The sequence below is a fragment of the Streptomyces sp. LaPpAH-108 genome, from assembly GCF_000373625.1.
Taxonomy (GTDB): Bacteria; Actinomycetota; Actinomycetes; order Streptomycetales; family Streptomycetaceae; genus Streptomyces.
Window position 1 is genome coordinate 132,742 of sequence record NZ_KB891999.1, and the last position, 15,318, is coordinate 148,059.

General features: G+C 72.8%; 17 protein-coding genes and 2 riboswitches. Of the genes, 8 read left to right on the plus strand and 9 right to left on the minus strand.

The features are described from left to right. Positions 1–13: 13 nt before the first annotated feature. Together B079_RS0129375 and B079_RS0129380 are read right to left on the minus strand one after the other, a co-directional pair. The gene (locus tag B079_RS0129375) at positions 14–769 is read right to left on the minus strand and encodes a 2,3-bisphosphoglycerate-dependent phosphoglycerate mutase (protein WP_018549433.1); all 756 of its coding nucleotides are present in this window, start codon (positions 767–769) and stop codon (positions 14–16) included. Next, positions 762–1,259 (minus strand): inorganic diphosphatase, encoded by a 498-nt coding sequence (locus tag B079_RS0129380; RefSeq protein ID WP_018549434.1) that lies wholly within the window; start codon positions 1,257–1,259, stop codon positions 762–764. Before B079_RS0129380 ends, B079_RS0129375 begins: the two co-directional genes overlap by 8 nt. 564 nt (positions 1,260–1,823) lie before the next feature. On the opposite strand from B079_RS0129380, the gene B079_RS0129385 reads away from it, so the two are divergent. Further along, complete coding sequence (locus B079_RS0129385; protein WP_018549435.1) at positions 1,824–2,168, plus strand: hypothetical protein; 345 nt, start codon at positions 1,824–1,826, stop codon at positions 2,166–2,168. A gap of 22 nt (positions 2,169–2,190) precedes the next feature. Here B079_RS0129385 and B079_RS33410 read toward each other — a convergent pair whose 3' ends face one another. Then, positions 2,191–2,517 carry a hypothetical protein gene (locus B079_RS33410; protein WP_018549436.1) on the minus strand — a complete coding sequence of 109 codons (327 nt, stop codon included), beginning with the start codon at positions 2,515–2,517 and terminating at the stop codon, positions 2,191–2,193. Between the two features lie 27 nt (positions 2,518–2,544). Beyond that, positions 2,545–4,203: an energy-dependent translational throttle protein EttA gene (ettA, locus tag B079_RS0129395; protein WP_018549437.1), complete on the minus strand. Its 1,659-nt coding sequence runs from the start codon at positions 4,201–4,203 to the stop codon at positions 2,545–2,547. Between the two features lie 478 nt (positions 4,204–4,681). On the opposite strand from ettA, the gene B079_RS0129400 reads away from it, so the two are divergent. Further along, positions 4,682–5,173 (plus strand): inorganic diphosphatase, encoded by a 492-nt coding sequence (locus B079_RS0129400; RefSeq protein ID WP_018549438.1) that lies wholly within the window; start codon positions 4,682–4,684, stop codon positions 5,171–5,173. A 91-nt stretch (positions 5,174–5,264) separates the two neighbouring features. Here the strand turns inward: B079_RS0129400 and B079_RS0129405 are convergent, their stop codons facing one another. After that, entirely contained in the window at positions 5,265–5,831 is a 567-nt protein-coding gene (locus tag B079_RS0129405; protein WP_051095370.1) for a hypothetical protein, read from the minus strand. Further along, a complete protein-coding gene (locus B079_RS0129410; RefSeq protein ID WP_018549440.1) occupies positions 5,828–6,112 on the minus strand; it encodes a DUF211 domain-containing protein in 285 nt (94 codons plus the stop codon). The genes B079_RS0129405 and B079_RS0129410 overlap by 4 nt, the downstream gene beginning before the upstream one ends. A 62-nt stretch (positions 6,113–6,174) precedes the next feature. Beyond that, positions 6,175–6,237: riboswitch (Fluoride riboswitch) on the minus strand. A gap of 135 nt (positions 6,238–6,372) precedes the next feature. On the opposite strand from B079_RS0129410, the gene B079_RS0129415 reads away from it, so the two are divergent. Further along, complete coding sequence (locus B079_RS0129415) at positions 6,373–7,689, plus strand: PP2C family protein-serine/threonine phosphatase (RefSeq protein WP_018549441.1); 1,317 nt, start codon at positions 6,373–6,375, stop codon at positions 7,687–7,689. Between the two features lie 28 nt (positions 7,690–7,717). Beyond that, a riboswitch (Fluoride riboswitch) is annotated at positions 7,718–7,795 on the plus strand. Between the two features lie 127 nt (positions 7,796–7,922). After that, positions 7,923–8,129, plus strand: coding sequence for a DUF2180 family protein (locus B079_RS0129420; RefSeq protein ID WP_018549442.1), 207 nt, complete (start codon positions 7,923–7,925; stop codon positions 8,127–8,129). A 240-nt stretch (positions 8,130–8,369) separates the two neighbouring features. Here B079_RS0129420 and B079_RS0129425 read toward each other — a convergent pair whose 3' ends face one another. Further along, positions 8,370–8,990, minus strand: coding sequence for a TetR/AcrR family transcriptional regulator (locus B079_RS0129425; RefSeq protein ID WP_018549443.1), 621 nt, complete (start codon positions 8,988–8,990; stop codon positions 8,370–8,372). Between the two features lie 203 nt (positions 8,991–9,193). On the opposite strand from B079_RS0129425, the gene B079_RS0129430 reads away from it, so the two are divergent. From B079_RS0129430 to B079_RS0129445, 4 genes are all read left to right on the plus strand, one after another. Beyond that, positions 9,194–9,958, plus strand: coding sequence for an SDR family NAD(P)-dependent oxidoreductase (locus B079_RS0129430; protein WP_018549444.1), 765 nt, complete (start codon positions 9,194–9,196; stop codon positions 9,956–9,958). A 66-nt stretch (positions 9,959–10,024) separates the two neighbouring features. Beyond that, the gene (locus B079_RS0129435; RefSeq protein WP_018549445.1) at positions 10,025–11,068 is read left to right on the plus strand and encodes an NAD(P)-dependent alcohol dehydrogenase; all 1,044 of its coding nucleotides are present in this window, start codon (positions 10,025–10,027) and stop codon (positions 11,066–11,068) included. 164 nt (positions 11,069–11,232) lie between these two features. Beyond that, positions 11,233–12,156: an LLM class F420-dependent oxidoreductase gene (locus tag B079_RS0129440; RefSeq protein ID WP_026249206.1), complete on the plus strand. Its 924-nt coding sequence runs from the start codon at positions 11,233–11,235 to the stop codon at positions 12,154–12,156. 73 nt (positions 12,157–12,229) lie between these two features. Then, entirely contained in the window at positions 12,230–13,054 is an 825-nt protein-coding gene (locus B079_RS0129445; RefSeq protein ID WP_018549447.1) for a DUF1684 domain-containing protein, read from the plus strand. Between the two features lie 71 nt (positions 13,055–13,125). Here the strand turns inward: B079_RS0129445 and B079_RS0129450 are convergent, their stop codons facing one another. Then, the gene (locus B079_RS0129450; RefSeq protein ID WP_018549448.1) at positions 13,126–14,145 is read right to left on the minus strand and encodes a LacI family DNA-binding transcriptional regulator; all 1,020 of its coding nucleotides are present in this window, start codon (positions 14,143–14,145) and stop codon (positions 13,126–13,128) included. Positions 14,146–14,224: 79 nt separating this feature from the next. After that, complete coding sequence (gene rhaS / locus B079_RS0129455; RefSeq protein WP_018549449.1) at positions 14,225–15,310, minus strand: rhamnose ABC transporter substrate-binding protein; 1,086 nt, start codon at positions 15,308–15,310, stop codon at positions 14,225–14,227. Positions 15,311–15,318 lie beyond the last annotated feature (8 nt).

Genomic DNA, 15,318 nt, shown 5'->3' on the forward strand with positions numbered 1-15,318 from the left:
CGTACGGCGGGGTTCATGAATGGCCTTCGGCCGCGACCGCCGCCGCTCCCGCCCGGGCGGCCACGGGGTCCAGATAGGTGCCGCCGCGCACACACGGGCGCAGGGCACGGTCGAAGTCGTAACGCAGGGGTGCGCCGGTCGGGATGTCGAGTCCCCGGACCTCGTCGTCGGTGAGCCGGTCGAGGACGGTGGCCAGCGCGCGCAGGGAGTTGCCGTGCGCGACGACCAACACCGTGGCCCCCCTGCGTACTTGGGGTGCGAGGACGTCGGCCCAGTACGGCGCGACCCGTGCGGTCATGTCGGCCAGGCTCTCCGTGGCCGGTACGCCGCCGGGGCGCAGGGCCGCGTAGCGGGGGTCGGCGCGCAGCCGGGCCAGCTCGGCGGCGGCCAGCGGTGCGGGCCGGGAGTGCAGGGAGCGGCGCAACCACCGGTAGCGCTCGGCGCCCTCGCGCGCCCGGACCTCGTGTTTGCGGCACCCGGTCAGCGCGCCGTACTGCCGCTCGTTCAGCCGCCAGCTGCGCCGTACGGGTACCCAGAGCCGGTCCAGTTCGGCCAGCGCCAGGTCGGCGGTGCGGATCGAGCGGCGCATCACCGAGGTGTGGACCGTGTCGGGCACCAACGCCGCCCGCGCGAGCAGCCGGGCGGCCCGTACCGCCTCGTCCGCGCCGCGCGGGGTCAGGGCCACGTCGCACCAACCGGTGAAGCGGCCCTCGGCGTTGGTGGTGCTCTGGCCGTGCCGGAGCAGGACCAGACGGCCCGGTTCAGGCACGCTGGTGTGCCGGTTCGGCGGCGCGGGCGCGGGAGGCGGCGATCTCCGCGTACGCCTGCTCGCGGCCCTCCCAGTGCGAGCCCTCTACGGACTTGCCGGGCTCCAGGTCCTTGTAGACCTCGAAGAAGTGGGTGATCTCCATCCGGTCGAAGTCGGGGATGTCACCGATGTCCTGCACCTCGGCGTAGCGCGGGTCGTGCGCGGGGACGCAGAGGATCTTCTCGTCGGGGCCGTGCTCGTCCCGCATGACGAACATGCCGACCGCCCGGCACTCGACGACACAGCCGGGGAACGTCGGCTCGCCGGTCAGCACGAGCGCGTCCAGCGGGTCGCCGTCGCCGCCGAGGGTGCCGTCGATGTAGCCGTAGTCGGCCGGGTACTGCGTGGAGGTGAACAGCATGCGGTCCAGGCGGATGCGGTGCAGTTCGTGGTCCATCTCGTACTTGTTGCGCGAGCCCTGGGGGATCTCCACGGTCACGTCGAGTTCCATCGTTTCCTCCTGGTGGCAGGGGCTGGTGGGAGTGGTCGCCCGGCACGTACCGGCGGGCATAGGTATGTGGTCACCCGACACGTGTGTACGGCCGGGCACGAGGGCGTGGCCATGTGGCGCGGGCGGATGGCGACCGCGACGGGGAGTCTCGCCAGAGGTCGGCGGAGCGGGGAACGGCGGCGCCGAGGGCGGCGGAGCGGCGGATGCGGGCATGGTTCCTCCTGGTCGCTTCGTTGGACCAGGGACCGTCAGCGGCGGATGCCGCGGTTCGCGGTGAGCCCCATCACCGGCGCGCTCGGCGCATTCGTAGTATGCCCGGCGTGATGCCGTGGCAGGCATTCAGCCTACGCCGAACGGGGCGGTCCGGCCGCACGGCCCCCGCCACGGCCCGCTCCCCCGGCGTACGCTCGACAGTGCGCGAGACGCTCGGCGCTGGACCCCGCCGAGGCCGCCCCCTCACCGGGTGGCCGACCCGCCGTACCGGCCGATGGTTCCTGTTCACCGCACTTGTCGCACCCACCGCGCGCACCGCGTCGCGAGGGCCGCGAGAACCGGGAGGACACCATGACCGGCGCCGCCTACAGCGCGCACGACAGCACCCGACTCACCGTCTCCACCGGCCTGTTCGCCCCCGCGTGGCTGCCGCCGGGCGGCCGGGACAACGGCCTGCGCGCCACCGCGTGGGCCCCGATCGCCGACCTCCCCGCCCGGCACGTCGACACCGTGCTCGACGCGCTGCGGCAGGCGGACGTAGCGGCACACGCCGCCCCCGCCCCGCGCCCCGTACGGGTCGTCACCCCGGACCGGCGACGTGCGGCCGAGCCGGTATGGCGGCTGCGGGTGGGCTCGACCTCGTACGCGCGCGCCGAGGACATCCTGATGCGCCTGCTGCGCACCCTGGACGACTGACGTCGCCAGGCCCTGGCCCTCGTCAGGCCGTCGGGCCGTACCGCGCCAGCGCACGCGCCGCGCCCCGCAGGGTGCGGTACGCGCCGATCTCGTGCGCGGTGCGGGCGGGTACGGCGATCCAGCGGGCGCGGCGGCCGTCGCGGTGGCGGCGGGCGCGGCCGAGGAGCCGTCCGTCGCGGGCGACGACCTGGATGACCGGGTGCCCGGCGAACAGCGGGGTCCACGCGAGGCCACGGGTGCGGGCCAGCCGCCGCAGGGCCTGTTCCTCGCGCAGCCGCCACTCGGCATTGACGACGGTGTACCGCGCCACGCGCAGCACGGCCGCCGCCTGCCGGTCGGGGTGGGTCATCGCGCGGACCTCCTGTCGCGTGCGCGGTCAGCCGTGGACCAGCCGACGGTGGGCGGCCCGGTGCGGACGGGCCGGGTCGGGGCCGGAACGTTTGCGCCGGTCGGTCTCGTAGTCGGTGTAGTTCCCCTCGAACCAGCGCCAGTGCGCGTCGCCCTCCCAGGCCAGGATGTGGGTGGCGACGCGATCGAGGAACCAGCGGTCGTGCGCGCTGACGAGCACACAGCCCGGGAAGCCGAGCAGCGCGTGCTCCAGCGCGGCCAGCGTCTCGACGTCGAGGTCGTTGGTCGGCTCGTCCAGCAGCAGGAGGTTGCCGCCCTGGCGGAGGGTGAGGGCGAGGTGGAGCCGGTTGCGTTCGCCTCCGGAGAGCACGCCGACGGGTTTGTGCTGGTCGGCGCCCTTGAAGCCGAAGGTGGCGAGGTAGGCGCGGGCGGCTGTTTCCGGTCCGCTCGCGGGTGTCTCCTCGCCGCCGGACACCGCCTCCCACACCGACGCGGCGGGATCGAGTCCGGCGCGGTTCTGGTCGACGTAGGAGATCCGTACGGTGTCGCCGAGGCGCAGGGTTCCCGCGTCGGGGTGCTCCTCCCCCGCGATCATCCGGAACAGGGTGGTCTTGCCGACGCCGTTGGGGCCGAGCACGCCGACGATGCCGCCGCGCGGCAGGGAGAAGGACAGGTCCTCGATCAGGGTGCGTCCGCCGAGGGACTTGGTGAGATGGCCGGCCTCCAGGACCAGGCTGCCCAGGCGCGGGCCGGGCGGAACGGAGATCTCTCCGGGCTCGTGCGTCCGGGGCCGCGCGGCCTCGGCGGCCAGGTCCTCGTACCGCCGCACGCGCGCCTTGGTCAGCGCCCGCCGCCCCTTGGCTCCGGAGCGCGCCCACGCCAGTTCGTCCGCGAGCCGTGCGCGCCGCCGGGCGTCCTTGCGGCCCTCGATCCGCAGCCGGGCGGCCTTCGCCTCCAGGTACGCGGTGTAGTCGCCCTCGTGGACATGGGCGCGGCCCCGGTCGATCTCCAGGATCCACTGGGCGGTGTGGTCGAGGAAGTACCGGTCGTGGGTGACGGCGACGACGGTGCCGGGGTAGTCCGCGAGGTGCTGTTCGAGCCAGGTCACGGACTCGGCGTCCAGGTGGTTGGTCGGCTCGTCCAGCAGGAGCAGGTCCGGCTGGGACAGCAGCAGACGGCACAGGCCGGTACGGCGCCGTTCGCCGCCGGAGAGGTCGGCGACGGGCGTGTCCGGCGGCGGGCAGCGCAGGGCGTCCCTCGCCTGGGCCAGCCGGGAGTCCAGGTCCCAGGCGTCCGCGTGGTCCAGGGCTTCCTGGAGGGCGCCCAGCTCGTCCAGGAGTCCCGCGTCGCCGTCGTCCCGCGCGAGCCGGGCGGTCACGGCGTCGTAGCGGGCGAGCAGCGCGCGGGTGCCCGCGGCGCCCTGCTCGATGATCTCCCGGACGGTGACCGTGTCGTCGAGCCGGGGCTCCTGCTCAAGGAGCCCGACGCTGCTCCCCGGCGCCGCGAACGCGTCCCCGCCCACCGGCCGCTCCAGCCCCGCCATGATCCGCAGCACGGTGGACTTGCCCATGCCGTTGGGCCCGACGACACCGACCCGGGCGCCGGACCGGAACGCGAGCGTGACGTCGTCCAGAACGACCTTGTCACCGTGGGCCATGCGGGCCCTGCGCATCGTGTACGCGTACATCCGCGAGCCTCCGTCCCCGGGCCGCCCGGTGTGGGCGGCGCTCTCGGCAGAGGCCATCAGCACGACTCCGTGCGATCGAGGGCGAGCCTCATCGCCCGTCCCTTCCATGGTGCGCCTGGGCGGGGGCGGGGCCAAATGGCGGGCGGGCGTGGCTCTGGTGGGAGCGCCGGTTCGCCGGGCCTGGTGCTCGGTGGGTGGGGCGGCGAGATCCCCTCGGCAGGGTGGTCCAGGGCGGACGACCTGGCGCAGGTCGGCTCGGCAGGAGTGGCGCGGGCCGGGTTCGGCGACTCGCCGGAGGGGCTGTCGGGGTGGCTCGGGCGGGATCGGCTCTGTCGAGTCCCCTCCACATGGTTGGCCCCCACATGCCTGCGGGAAGAATGGTGGTGCCGGGGGCGATGGGGCTCGCCCTGTGACCGCACGGCCGACCGTGCTGATGGCCTCTGCGTGGATGGTGTGCGCATCACGGGAGGTGCCTGCGATGGAGTTCCTGGTCACGGTGGACGCGACGATCGGATCGCCGTTCGCCCCGCCCGACGGCTCGGACGGGTACGACCTGGTGAGCGCGGGCTCGACACGCGTCACCGGTTACCCGGTCGGCTCCGGCCGGGTCGGCGACACCCTCACCGGGCAGGGCGGTACGGTCCCGGTCCTGCTGCTCATGGAGGAACCCGCGCTGCCGGACCGTACCGTACGGGCGCGTCCCGTGGCCCTGGTGCACGCGCTGGTGGACGGCCGCCCGGAGACCCGGGTGCTGTGCGTGCCCGCGCACGACGCGAACTTCGCGTCCCTCGCCGACGCGAGCGCCCTGCGCACCTGGCACGCCGACGAGGACACCCTCGCCACCGTGCTGCGCCGCTTCGACCGCTCCCACCGCTGGCGCGTCATGGACTTCGAGGGGGCCGCGGCGGCGGAGGAGTTCCTGACGGAGGCGCGGGCGGCGTACGAGCAGCTGACGGGGCGGCTGGAGTGAGGGGGCGGAGCGCCGAGGGGTACGGAGCGCCGAGGCCCGAGCAGGCGTAGCGCCCGCACTCCGGCCCTGGCGCCCGTACGCCCGCGCCGCCTCACGTGATGTGCAGCCACACCCCGATCCACGTCACCGCCACTCCACCCACCCCCAGCACCCCGGCCCACCGCACCACGCTCCCCGCGAACAGGCGCCCGAGCGCCGCCCCGAGCACCGCGAGGGCGACGACGGCGAGCACGGCCACGATCCAGGAGAAGCCGGGCAGCGCCGCACCGGCCAGCAGGGGGAGCGTCGCCCCGCCGAAGCTCGCGGTGCAGGCGATCACGGTGGCCAGCAGCGAGCGGCGCATCGCGAGGCGGCCGAGCCGGGTGGTGGCCAGCTGGCCGCGCCGGGTGAGGTTCAACTGCCGTGAGGCGCGCATGAGATACGCGCGCCGGTCGGCGTAGTCGGCGACGAAGACCGCGAACGCGGCGGTCGTGAGCGCGGCGAGTCCCACCCGGACCGCGAGCCCGGCGGTGACCGGCGTACCCGAACCGACCAGTGAGGCCGCGGCGAGGGTGAGCGCGTTGAGGAGGCCGTCCACCAGACCGAGGACGAGCGGCAGCGTGGACCGTGCGGCCAGTTCGCGGAACTGCCGCTCCACCGTTCCCAGTTGGGGTGTCATCGCGACCGGGGCTTGTTCTCCACCGTGTACACACCGGCCACGACCTCGTCGATGCTGTGCACCACGGCGCCGGTCCGCTCGATGGCCCGGGTCAGCTCCGCGACGTCGATGTCGTCGCCCTCCACGGTGACGTTGGTGCCGACGGTCTCGATGTCGATCTCCGTGACCGCGATGTTCACGGCCTGCACCCCGGGCGCGGCCTCGATCACGAGCGCGAGGTGGATCAGATCGGGTTCGGCGACCGTCTTGTCCACGTCGAGGACGAGTCTGCGGACGGGCATGGCGGGCTCCTTGACGGTCAAGCGGCTGTCGGTCCGCGGGCGGGCGCGGTGGCGCCCGTCGCCGTTCGGTAGAGGCCATCAGCACGGGAGTGCGGTCAAGGGCGAGCCTCATCGCCTCTTCCATGATGCGCCCGGCGGGGAAGACCGGCGAGAGCAGGACCGGCGGGGGCCGGACGCCGAACCGCCGGAGGCCAACACGCTGAGGTTTCCGAACCACCGGCGACAAAGGTTACAAAGGAGACACGAGGAGAGGGAGTGCGATGAAGCGGGACGACGACCCACCCCAGCCGGAAGCCGTGTCCGACGCGTCCGCTCCGGAGGCCTCGGCGGCGCGGCTGCGGCTGCTGGCCGAGGCGAGCCGCGCGCTGGCGTCCAGCCTGGACGCCGGGGAGGCGCTGCGCCGACTGGCCCGGGTGGTGGTGCCCAATCTGGCCGACGCCTGTGTGATCGACGTGATCGAGGGCGACGGGCTGCGGCGGCTGACGGTCACGGACCGTGACCCGGAACGGGCGGTACAGGTCCTGTCGGGCGCGTCCCTGCCCGCGCCGGGCGAGTCGGCGGCCGAGCTGGCCAAGGTGCTGCGCGGCGCGAGCCCCCTGGTGATCGACGACTTCGGCGGCCCCCAGCCGGACGACCCCCTGCGGGCCGCACAGTGGCGGCTGTACCGGAGCCTGGGCGCGCAGACCGCGCTGATCGTGCCCCTGCGCGCCCGACGGCAGGCGCTCGGCGCGCTGACCTTCGTCCGGCGTGCCCCGGCGACCCCCTTCGACGAGCAGGAACAGGCGCTCGCGGCCGACCTCGGACACCGGGCGGGCCTCGCGCTGGACAACGCCCGGCTGTACGCGCTCCAGCAGCACACCGCCGAGCAGTTGCAGCTCTCCCTGCTGCCGGACCTGTCCGGCGTCGGCGACGTCGAGCTGGCCGCGCGCTATGTGGCCGCGCGCGAGCGGGCCGAGGTGGGCGGCGACTGGTACGACGCGTTCCGGCTGCCCGACGGCTCGCTGATCCTCGCCATCGGTGACGTGGTCGGCCACGACCTGACCGCCGCCGTCCGCATGGGCCAACTGCGCAACATGCTGCGGGCGCTGGCCTACGACAGCGGGGACGACCCGGCGGGCACGATGGGCCGCCTGGACCGGGTGATGCAGGGCCTGACCGCCGTCGAGCTGGTCACGGCGGTCATCGCCCGCGTCGAGACACCGCCGGACGCGCCCTGGCGGCTGCACTGGACCAACGCCGGGCATCTGCCGCCCCTGCTGGTCTGCCCCGATGGCCGCAGCGACCTCCTGGAGGAGGGGCACGCCCCCATCCTCGGCGTGGACCCGGACCTGGACCGCGACACCGCGACGGTCACCCTGCCGCCCGGCTGCACGTTCCTGCTCTACACCGACGGGCTGGTGGAGCGCCCCGGCGAGGACATCGGGCGCGGTCTGACCCGGCTGCGCCAGTGCGCGACGGCGTTCGCGGGCGAGCCGCTGGAGGTCTTCCTGGACGAACTCCTCGCCCGGATGGGCGACGACCGACAGGACGACATCGCCGTACTGGCCATGCGCGTTCCCTCCGGTTCGTCCGGCTGACTTGACCGCCGTCGCGCGGAGCGGTTCACTCGACTTCGGCGATGGAGCCCGCCTGGACCTCTCCGGTCCGAACCGCCCACCCCGGGCTGATGGTTCCTGACTCCGTCAGGAAAGCCATGCCTTCGGGAGGTACGCCGGGTGAATACGTCGCCGGTCCCCATCGCGGAACACGCTCTCGCGTCGTCGTCCGACTCCGCCCGCTCGTCGGCCACTTGCCGGAACGGAGCGCGGCGATGAACTGCTTCGACTGCCAGGCCCTGGACACCGCCACCGCCGCTGTCGCGATCTGCCGCTCGTGCGGAGCGGGGCTCTGCGACCGGCACGCGCATCCGCACCCTCAGGCGCTCCACCGGGCGGCGGGCATGGGCACCGCGACCAGACGTCACGCGGCACGGCGCCTGCTGTGCGAGACGTGCGCGGTGGCCGAACGCAGCGACTGACGGCCGCCCCCGAGACGGCCGCGGCAGCCTCCCCGCGCTTCCCCGGCCTCCCCACCCTTCCGGCGCGCGTCCCTCCGAGCCGTACACCCGCACGGCCCGGGCGCCCGGAAGGCCACGACCGGGGGTGCGTCGCCCACCTGGGCGACCGCCCCCGGTTCGTCGATCCCCCTGTCGACAACGGAAGTTGCCGTACTCCTCCCCACGACCGGCACCGAGGTGACGGACACCGGCAGCCCGTTCTCAGTCCGCCTGTTCCGCCCGGCGGGCGTCGTTCGCGAGGCTGCGCGCGATGGCGGCGGCGCCGGAAGCCACGTCCTCCACGGTGGCGTGGCGGCGGGCGAGGAAGTCGCTGCGGAGCAGGGCCGCATAGCCGTGGGCGGCGGCGATCTGACGCTCCAGCAGCTGGAGGGCGCTCTTGGCGTCCTCGCCGGTGACGGCCAGGGCGGCGGGCAGCAGGACGTCCATGACGCCGCGTCCGGCATCAAGCAGTTCCTGGCTTCCGGCGTCGCGAAGTTCCTCGGCGTAGATGAGGTCGAAGCCCGAGCCGTGTTCGGCGGCGAAGCGGGTGTAGACGGCAGCGGCGGCGGCCAGGGTCTCGACCGGGTCGCCGGGGTCGGCCGCCCCCGCGTGCGCGGCGCGCAGTTCGCCGGTCAGCCGGTGTGCGGCGGTGATCGCGCACGCGATCAGCAGGTCCTTGCGGCTGGCGAAGTGCCGGTAGGGGGCCGCGCTGCTCACCCCGGCCCGGCGGGCGACCTCGGCGACGGAGAGCGCGCCGACGCCCTGTTCGGCGATGACGTCGAGGGCGGTCGTGACCAGCGTGGCCTTGAGATCGCCGTGGTGATACGTGCTGCGCCGGGGCATCCGCCGTCCCTCCCTCACTGAATGTAAGAGACATCTTACATCAAGACGGCCCAAGCCGACCCGGCATGCACGGCCACATGTGCGAGCGCCACATGATCCCACCCTTCCCGGTGTTTGACTCAATGAGAGAGGGCTCTTACATTGATGTGAGAGGCCACATACATAGGTCACTGAACTGCCCTTATGCCCAGAAGGAGCGAAGTATGTCCGCGAAGCTCGAAGCCACGGTGGCGGTCGTCACGGGAGCCAGCAGCGGCATCGGCCGCGCCACCGCCGTACGGCTCGCAGAGGAGGGCGCCGCCGTGGCGCTGGTCGCACGGCGCCGTGAGCGGGTGGAGGAACTGGCCCGGGCCATCGAGGCGAAGGGAGGCCGGGCCCTCGCGGTGGAGGCCGACCTCACCGACGCGGAGGCCGCGAACGGAGTCGTCGAGCAGGTCGTCGACCGGTTCGGACGGCTCGACATCCTGGTCAACGCGGCCGGTGTCATGCTCAACGGCGACACCCTGCGCGCCCGGACCGAGGAGTGGGACCAGATGGTGGACGTCAACCTCAAGGGGCTGATGTACGTCACCCAGGCCGCGCTCCCCCACCTGCTGGAGGCCGCGAAGAGCGCCGACCGCCAGGTCGCCGACGTGGTCAACATCAGCTCCGTCGCGGGCCGCCAGGCCCACCCCACCGTGGCGATCTACAACGCCACCAAGTTCGGCGTCACCGCGGCCACCGAGTCCTGGCGCCAGGAGTTCACCCGCCGCAACGTCCGCTTCTCCGTGATCGGCCCCGGCGCCGTCGACACCGAACTCTTCGGTCACCAGCAGCCGCACGTCCAGGAGAGCGACGAGCAGCTCTTCGCCGGTATCGAGAAGCTGCACCCCGAGGACATCGCGGACGCGGTCGCCTACGTCACCACCAGCCCGCGTCGCCGCGCCATCAACGAGATCGTGATCCGCCCGACGGACCAGGCGTTCTGAACACGGCTTGCGCGCCTGCCGGTTCACGTCCGTTCAAGGCAATCCCCTCCGCACAGGAAGACCCTCATGACCCCCACCGCTGCTTACGCGGCACCCGCCGTCCACGCCCCGCTGGAGCCCACGACCATCGAGCGCCGTGCGGTCCGGGGCACCGACGTGCGCATCGAGATCCACTACGCGGGCATCTGCCACACCGACCTCATCCAGACCGCCGACGGCTGGGGCAAGGGGATCTACCCGATGGTCCCGGGCCACGAGATCGCGGGCGTCGTCGTCGAGACGGGGCCTGAGGTCACCCGGTACGCCGTCGGCGACCGCGTCGGCGTGGGCACCTACGTCGACTCCTGCCGCACCTGTGACCAGTGCCGCCAGGGCGAAGAGGTCTACTGCGCCCAGGTCAACCCCACCTACAACGCGCTGGGGCGCGACGGCAGCCCCAACCACGGAGGCTTCTCCCAGGAGATCGTCGTGGACGAGCGTTACGTCGCCCGCATCCCCGACAGCCTCCCCCTCGATGCCGCCGCTCCCCTGATGTGCGCCGGTGTGACCACCTACTCGCCCCTGGCCCACTGGAAGGCAGGCCCCGGTGTGAAGGTGGCCGTCCTCGGCATGGGCGGCCTGGGCCACATCGCCGTCCAGATCGCCCACGCCATGGGCGCCGAGGTCACCGTCCTCTCCCGCACCCTGAACAAGAAGGACGACGGCATCGCGCTGGGGGCGGACCACTACTACGCCACCGAAGACCCCGCCGTCTTCGAACAGTTGGCGGGCCGCTTCGACCTCATCCTGTGCACCGTCTCCGACGCGCTCGACTTCAGCGCGTACCTCGGCCTCCTCGCCAAGGACGGCACCCTCGTCAACGTCGGCGCCCCCGCCGACGACATCACCATGAACAACTGGGCGCTCATCCCCGCCCGCCGCTCCTACGCGGCCTCCTCGGCCGGCGGCATGAAGGACACCCAGGACATGCTCGACTTCTGCGCCGCACACCAAGTGGCCGCCCGTATCGAGAAGATCGAGATGAAGGACGTCAACGACGCCTTCGACCGACTCCACCACTCCCAGGTCCGCTACCGCTTCGTCATCGACATGACGAAGTTCAACGGCTGACGGACGACGGCGGCGACCGGGGCCGACCTGGCCGACGCGGCGCATCCATGGCTCGGTGCGGGCCGCCCACCCCGCCCCGGTCCCGGTGCCCGTACACACGACTGACAAGAAGCTGTCACAGAAGAACCGGAATGCGGCCCCCGCCGACGGCCGTTTTCACTGACATGACTGTTGGAGTAGCGCTCAACGCGGCCGACGCGCCGAATCAGGTGGACGCCACCGTACTGCTGGCCCGGGAGGCCGCGGCGGCCGGGCTGCGGTCGGCCTGGTTCGGCCAGACCTTCGGCGCGGACTCGCCCCAGCTCGCGGCGATCGTGGGGCGTGAGGTGCCCGGGCTGCAGGTGGGCACCTCCGCGATCCCCGTCTTCGGCCGCCATCCGCTGCTCGTGTCCAGCCAGGCGCTGACCGCCCAGGCGGCGACGCACGGCCGCTACCACCTCGGCCTGGCCCTCGGCACGAAGCTGCTCACGGAGACCGGGTTCGGGCTGCCCTTCGAACGGCCCATCGCCCGGCTGCGTGAATTCCTCACCGCGCTACGGCAGTTGACCGCGACCGGGACGGCCGACTTCCACGGTGAGCTGCTGACCGCCACCACCCCGGTCCCCGCGCGCGTGACCGGCGCCGAGGACGGCGTGCCCCTCCTGGTCGCCGCGATGGGACCGCAGGCGCTGCGGGTCAGCGGCGAGCTGGCGGACGGCATCCTGCCGTACCTGGCCGGGCCACGCGCCCTCGCGGAGCACATCGTCCCCGCCCTGACCGCCGCGGCCGAGGCCGCGGGCCGTCCCGCGCCCCGCGTCGTGGCCCTCGTACCCGGCGTGGTCACGGACGACGTGGACGCGGTGCGGCAGAAGGCCACGGAATACCTCGCCTTCTACGAACAGATCCCGTCCTACGCCCGTGTCCTCGAACTCTCCGGCGCCCGCCGCGCCTCCGACGTGGCCGTGATCGGAGACGAGAAGACGGTCGCGGCGGAGGTACGGCGCTACCGGGACGCCGGTGCCACGGAGGTCGTGTTCTCCGGCACGGAGATCGCGGGCGACGAGGACCGCCGCCGGACCTGGGCCCTCCTGGGCGAGCTGGCTTCCTGATCCTTTCGCCCCACCGCGCCGCACGCCCCCTGCCGCACCCCACATGGTGCTTCCCCACATCGAAGGAGCCCACATGACCACCGAAGCGACCACCACCGACCTCCGCGCCTTCACCGAGGACTGGCTGGAGTGGTACCGCGCCCACGAGGCCCGGCTCGCCGACCCGCACGGCTTCCTGGCGATCACCGGTCTGCACTGGCTGGACGACCGCCCGCAGCGCTTCCCGGACGCGCCGGGCACCTGGCGCACCGGCGCCGAGGGTGTCGTGGTGCACCTGGACGAGGGCGAGGAACTGCTGGTGGACGGTGTGCCGGTCCACGGCGAGCACCACTTCGGCGTCCTGCCCGAACGCGGCGGGGTCGACGCCGTGTGGGGCGACGCCGTCATCGAGATCGCCAAGCGCGGCGGCCACGACATCGTCCGCCCCCGCCACCCGGACGCACCGCTGCGTACGGCCTTCACCGGCACCCCCGCCTACGCCCCCGACCCCCGCTGGGCCGTCACCGGCCGCTACGTCCCCTTCGACGCGCCCCGCCCCACCACCGTGGGCGCCGCGGTCGAGGGTCTTGAGCACGTGTACGACGCGCCGGGCCGCATCGAGTTCGAACTCGACGGCCGGGCGCTCTCGTTGACCGCGTTCCCGGGCGCGGGCGAGGGCCGTCTGATGGTCCTGTTCACCGACGCCACCTCCGGGGTCACCACCTACGCCGCGAACCGTTCCCTCTCCCTCGACCCGCCCGCCCCCGACGGCACGGTCCTCCTGGACTTCAACCGCGCCGCGAACCTCCCGTGCGCGTACACCGACCTCGCCACCTGCCCGCTGCCCCCGGCGGAGAACCGGCTGCCGGTGGCGATCGAGGCGGGCGAGAAGATTCCGCGCGAGCGCGGGGGGTCGTGAGGTCATGAGCGGGGCCGGGACGGACGGCCTGGCAGCGGACACCGGCTACGGCCCGTGTGCACGCCCCCCGCTCATCGCGCCACCAGACTCGACCCCCGCACCACCAGCTCCGGCTGCAGCACCACCCGCCGGTGCGTATGACCACCCGCTCCCGCCTCCGTCTCCTCCAGCAGCAGTTCCGTCGCCAGGGCGCCCATGGTCACCGCGGGCTGCCGTACCGAGGTCAGGGGTACCGCCGAGGCCGCCGCGAACTCGATGTCGTCGTAGCCGACGAGGGCCATGTCCTGGGGGACCTTGACCCCGGCGGCGTAGAGGGCCTGGAGGACGCCGAGGGCGAGGAGGTCGTTGGCGCAGAAGACGGCCGTGGGGCGGTGGGCGAGGCCGAGGAGGCGGGCGCCCGCGTCGCGGCCGGCGGCGACGTCGAGGCGGTCGGTGGGGAGTTCGCGGAGGGCTTCGGGGGGCAGACCGGCCTGGGAGAGGGCGAGGAGGGCGCCTTCGCGGCGGTCCTTGACCTGGTTGAGCTGGGGCGGGCCGCTGACGTAGGCGAGGGAGCGGTGGCCGGTGTCGACGAGGTGGCGTACGGCGAGCAGTCCGCCCGCCACGTCGTCCACGGAGACCGAGCATTCGGTGGTGCCCTCGGCGACCCGGTCGACCAGGACGAACGGGATGCGGTGGCGGCGGAAGGCGTCGATGTTGCGGCCCGTGGCGTCGGCCGGGGTCAACAGGACGCCACGGACGCGGTGTTCGGCGAAGAGGGAGAGGTATTCGGCCTCTTCGGCGGGGTTCTGGCCGCTGTTGCAGACCATGACGCCGATCCCCGCCTCGCGCGCGGCCCGTTCGGCTCCGCGCGCGACGTCCACGAAGAAGGGGTTGCCCATGTCGAGGACGAGCAGCGAGATGATCCGGCTGCGTCCGGCGCGGAGTTGGCGGGCGCTCTCGCTGCGGACGTAGCCGAGCCGGTCGATGACGGACTGGACGCGCAGCCGGGTCTCCTCGGTGACCGTCTCGGGGCGGTTGATGACGTTCGAGACGGTGCCCACCGAGACCCCCGCGTGCCGGGCCACGTCCTTGATGCCGACTCTGCCTGCCATGCGCGCCTGTGCTCCGTTCCCCTGTCCCCCACCCCGCGTCCAGCCTATGCCGGGCGCGACGCACCGCCCTCGGCGCCGGTCAGAACTTGTACTTGTCGATGTTGCCCTTGTCGAAGACGGTGGGCTCGCCGAGGTCGATGACGCCCTGGTCGCCGATGGTGAAGCTGCCGAGGTCCCCGGCCTCGAACGTCTCGCCGCGCTGCCCGGTGATCTGCCCGGAGGAGAGCGCGACGGCAGCGTGCGCGGCGAGGGCGCCGAGCTTGGCGGGATCCCACAGTTCGAAGGCGCCGACCGTGCCGTTCTTGACGTACCGGCGCATGTCGTTGGGGGTGCCGAGGCCGGTCAGCTCGACCTTGCCCTTGTACTTGGAGCCGGACAGGTACTGCGCGGCGGCCTTGATGCCGACGGTGGTCGGGGAGATGATCCCGGCCAGCTTCGGGTGTTCCTGGAGGAGGCCCTGGGTCTGCTGGAAGGACTGCTGGGCGTCGTCGTTGCCGTAGGCGGTCGCGACCAGCTTCATGTTCTTGTACTTCGGCTTCTTGAGTTCGTCCTTCATGAACCCGATCCAGGTGTTCTGGTTGGTGGCCGTCTGCGCGGCGGAGAGGATCGCGATCTCTCCCTGGTAATCCAGCTGTTTGCCGAGGAGTTGGACCTGGGAGCGGCCTAGGGCCTCCGCGCTCGCCTGCGAGACGAACACGTCACGGCACCCGGCATTGGTGTCGGAGTCGTAGGTGACGACCTTGATGCCGTTCTTCATGGCCTGCTTGAGCGCGGTGCACAGGGCGCCGGGGTCCTGGGCGGACACGGCGACGGCGTCGACCTGTTGCTGGGTGAGGGTGTTGACGTAGGAGACCTGTCCGGAGGTGTCGGTGGCGCTGCTCGGGCCGACTTCCTTGAAGGAGGAGCCCAGTTGCTTCAGCGCGCGCTCTCCGCCCTTGTCGGCGACGGTGAAGTAGGGGTTGTTGACCTGCTTGGGCAGGAAGGCGACCGTGAGTCCCTTCCTGGTGGCGGCGTTCGGGTCGGCCTTGGCGTGGGACGCCTTCGCGCCGCCGTCCTCCTCCGCCACGGATTTCTTGGTGGTGCCCCCGCACGCGGTCGCGGTGAGGGCGAGTGTGATGACGGCGGCGAGTGCCGTACTCACCTTGCGGATCGCGGGAGTTGACATCGCGGGGT

Coding starts and splice junctions, on each gene's coding strand:
- B079_RS0129380 (WP_018549434.1), bottom strand. CDS start 1,259: ATGGAACTCGACGTGACCGTGGAGATCCCCCAGGGCTCGCGCAACAAG.
- B079_RS0129385 (WP_018549435.1), top strand. CDS start 1,824: ATGACCGGCGCCGCCTACAGCGCGCACGACAGCACCCGACTCACCGTC.
- B079_RS33410 (WP_018549436.1), bottom strand. CDS start 2,517: ATGACCCACCCCGACCGGCAGGCGGCGGCCGTGCTGCGCGTGGCGCGG.
- ettA (WP_018549437.1), bottom strand. CDS start 4,203: ATGTACGCGTACACGATGCGCAGGGCCCGCATGGCCCACGGTGACAAG.
- B079_RS0129400 (WP_018549438.1), top strand. CDS start 4,682: ATGGAGTTCCTGGTCACGGTGGACGCGACGATCGGATCGCCGTTCGCC.
- B079_RS0129405 (WP_051095370.1), bottom strand. CDS start 5,831: ATGACACCCCAACTGGGAACGGTGGAGCGGCAGTTCCGCGAACTGGCC.
- B079_RS0129410 (WP_018549440.1), bottom strand. CDS start 6,112: ATGCCCGTCCGCAGACTCGTCCTCGACGTGGACAAGACGGTCGCCGAA.
- B079_RS0129415 (WP_018549441.1), top strand. CDS start 6,373: ATGAAGCGGGACGACGACCCACCCCAGCCGGAAGCCGTGTCCGACGCG.
- B079_RS0129420 (WP_018549442.1), top strand. CDS start 7,923: ATGAACTGCTTCGACTGCCAGGCCCTGGACACCGCCACCGCCGCTGTC.
- B079_RS0129425 (WP_018549443.1), bottom strand. CDS start 8,990: ATGCCCCGGCGCAGCACGTATCACCACGGCGATCTCAAGGCCACGCTG.
- B079_RS0129430 (WP_018549444.1), top strand. CDS start 9,194: ATGTCCGCGAAGCTCGAAGCCACGGTGGCGGTCGTCACGGGAGCCAGC.
- B079_RS0129435 (WP_018549445.1), top strand. CDS start 10,025: ATGACCCCCACCGCTGCTTACGCGGCACCCGCCGTCCACGCCCCGCTG.
- B079_RS0129440 (WP_026249206.1), top strand. CDS start 11,233: ATGACTGTTGGAGTAGCGCTCAACGCGGCCGACGCGCCGAATCAGGTG.
- B079_RS0129445 (WP_018549447.1), top strand. CDS start 12,230: ATGACCACCGAAGCGACCACCACCGACCTCCGCGCCTTCACCGAGGAC.
- B079_RS0129450 (WP_018549448.1), bottom strand. CDS start 14,145: ATGGCAGGCAGAGTCGGCATCAAGGACGTGGCCCGGCACGCGGGGGTC.
- rhaS (WP_018549449.1), bottom strand. CDS start 15,310: ATGTCAACTCCCGCGATCCGCAAGGTGAGTACGGCACTCGCCGCCGTC.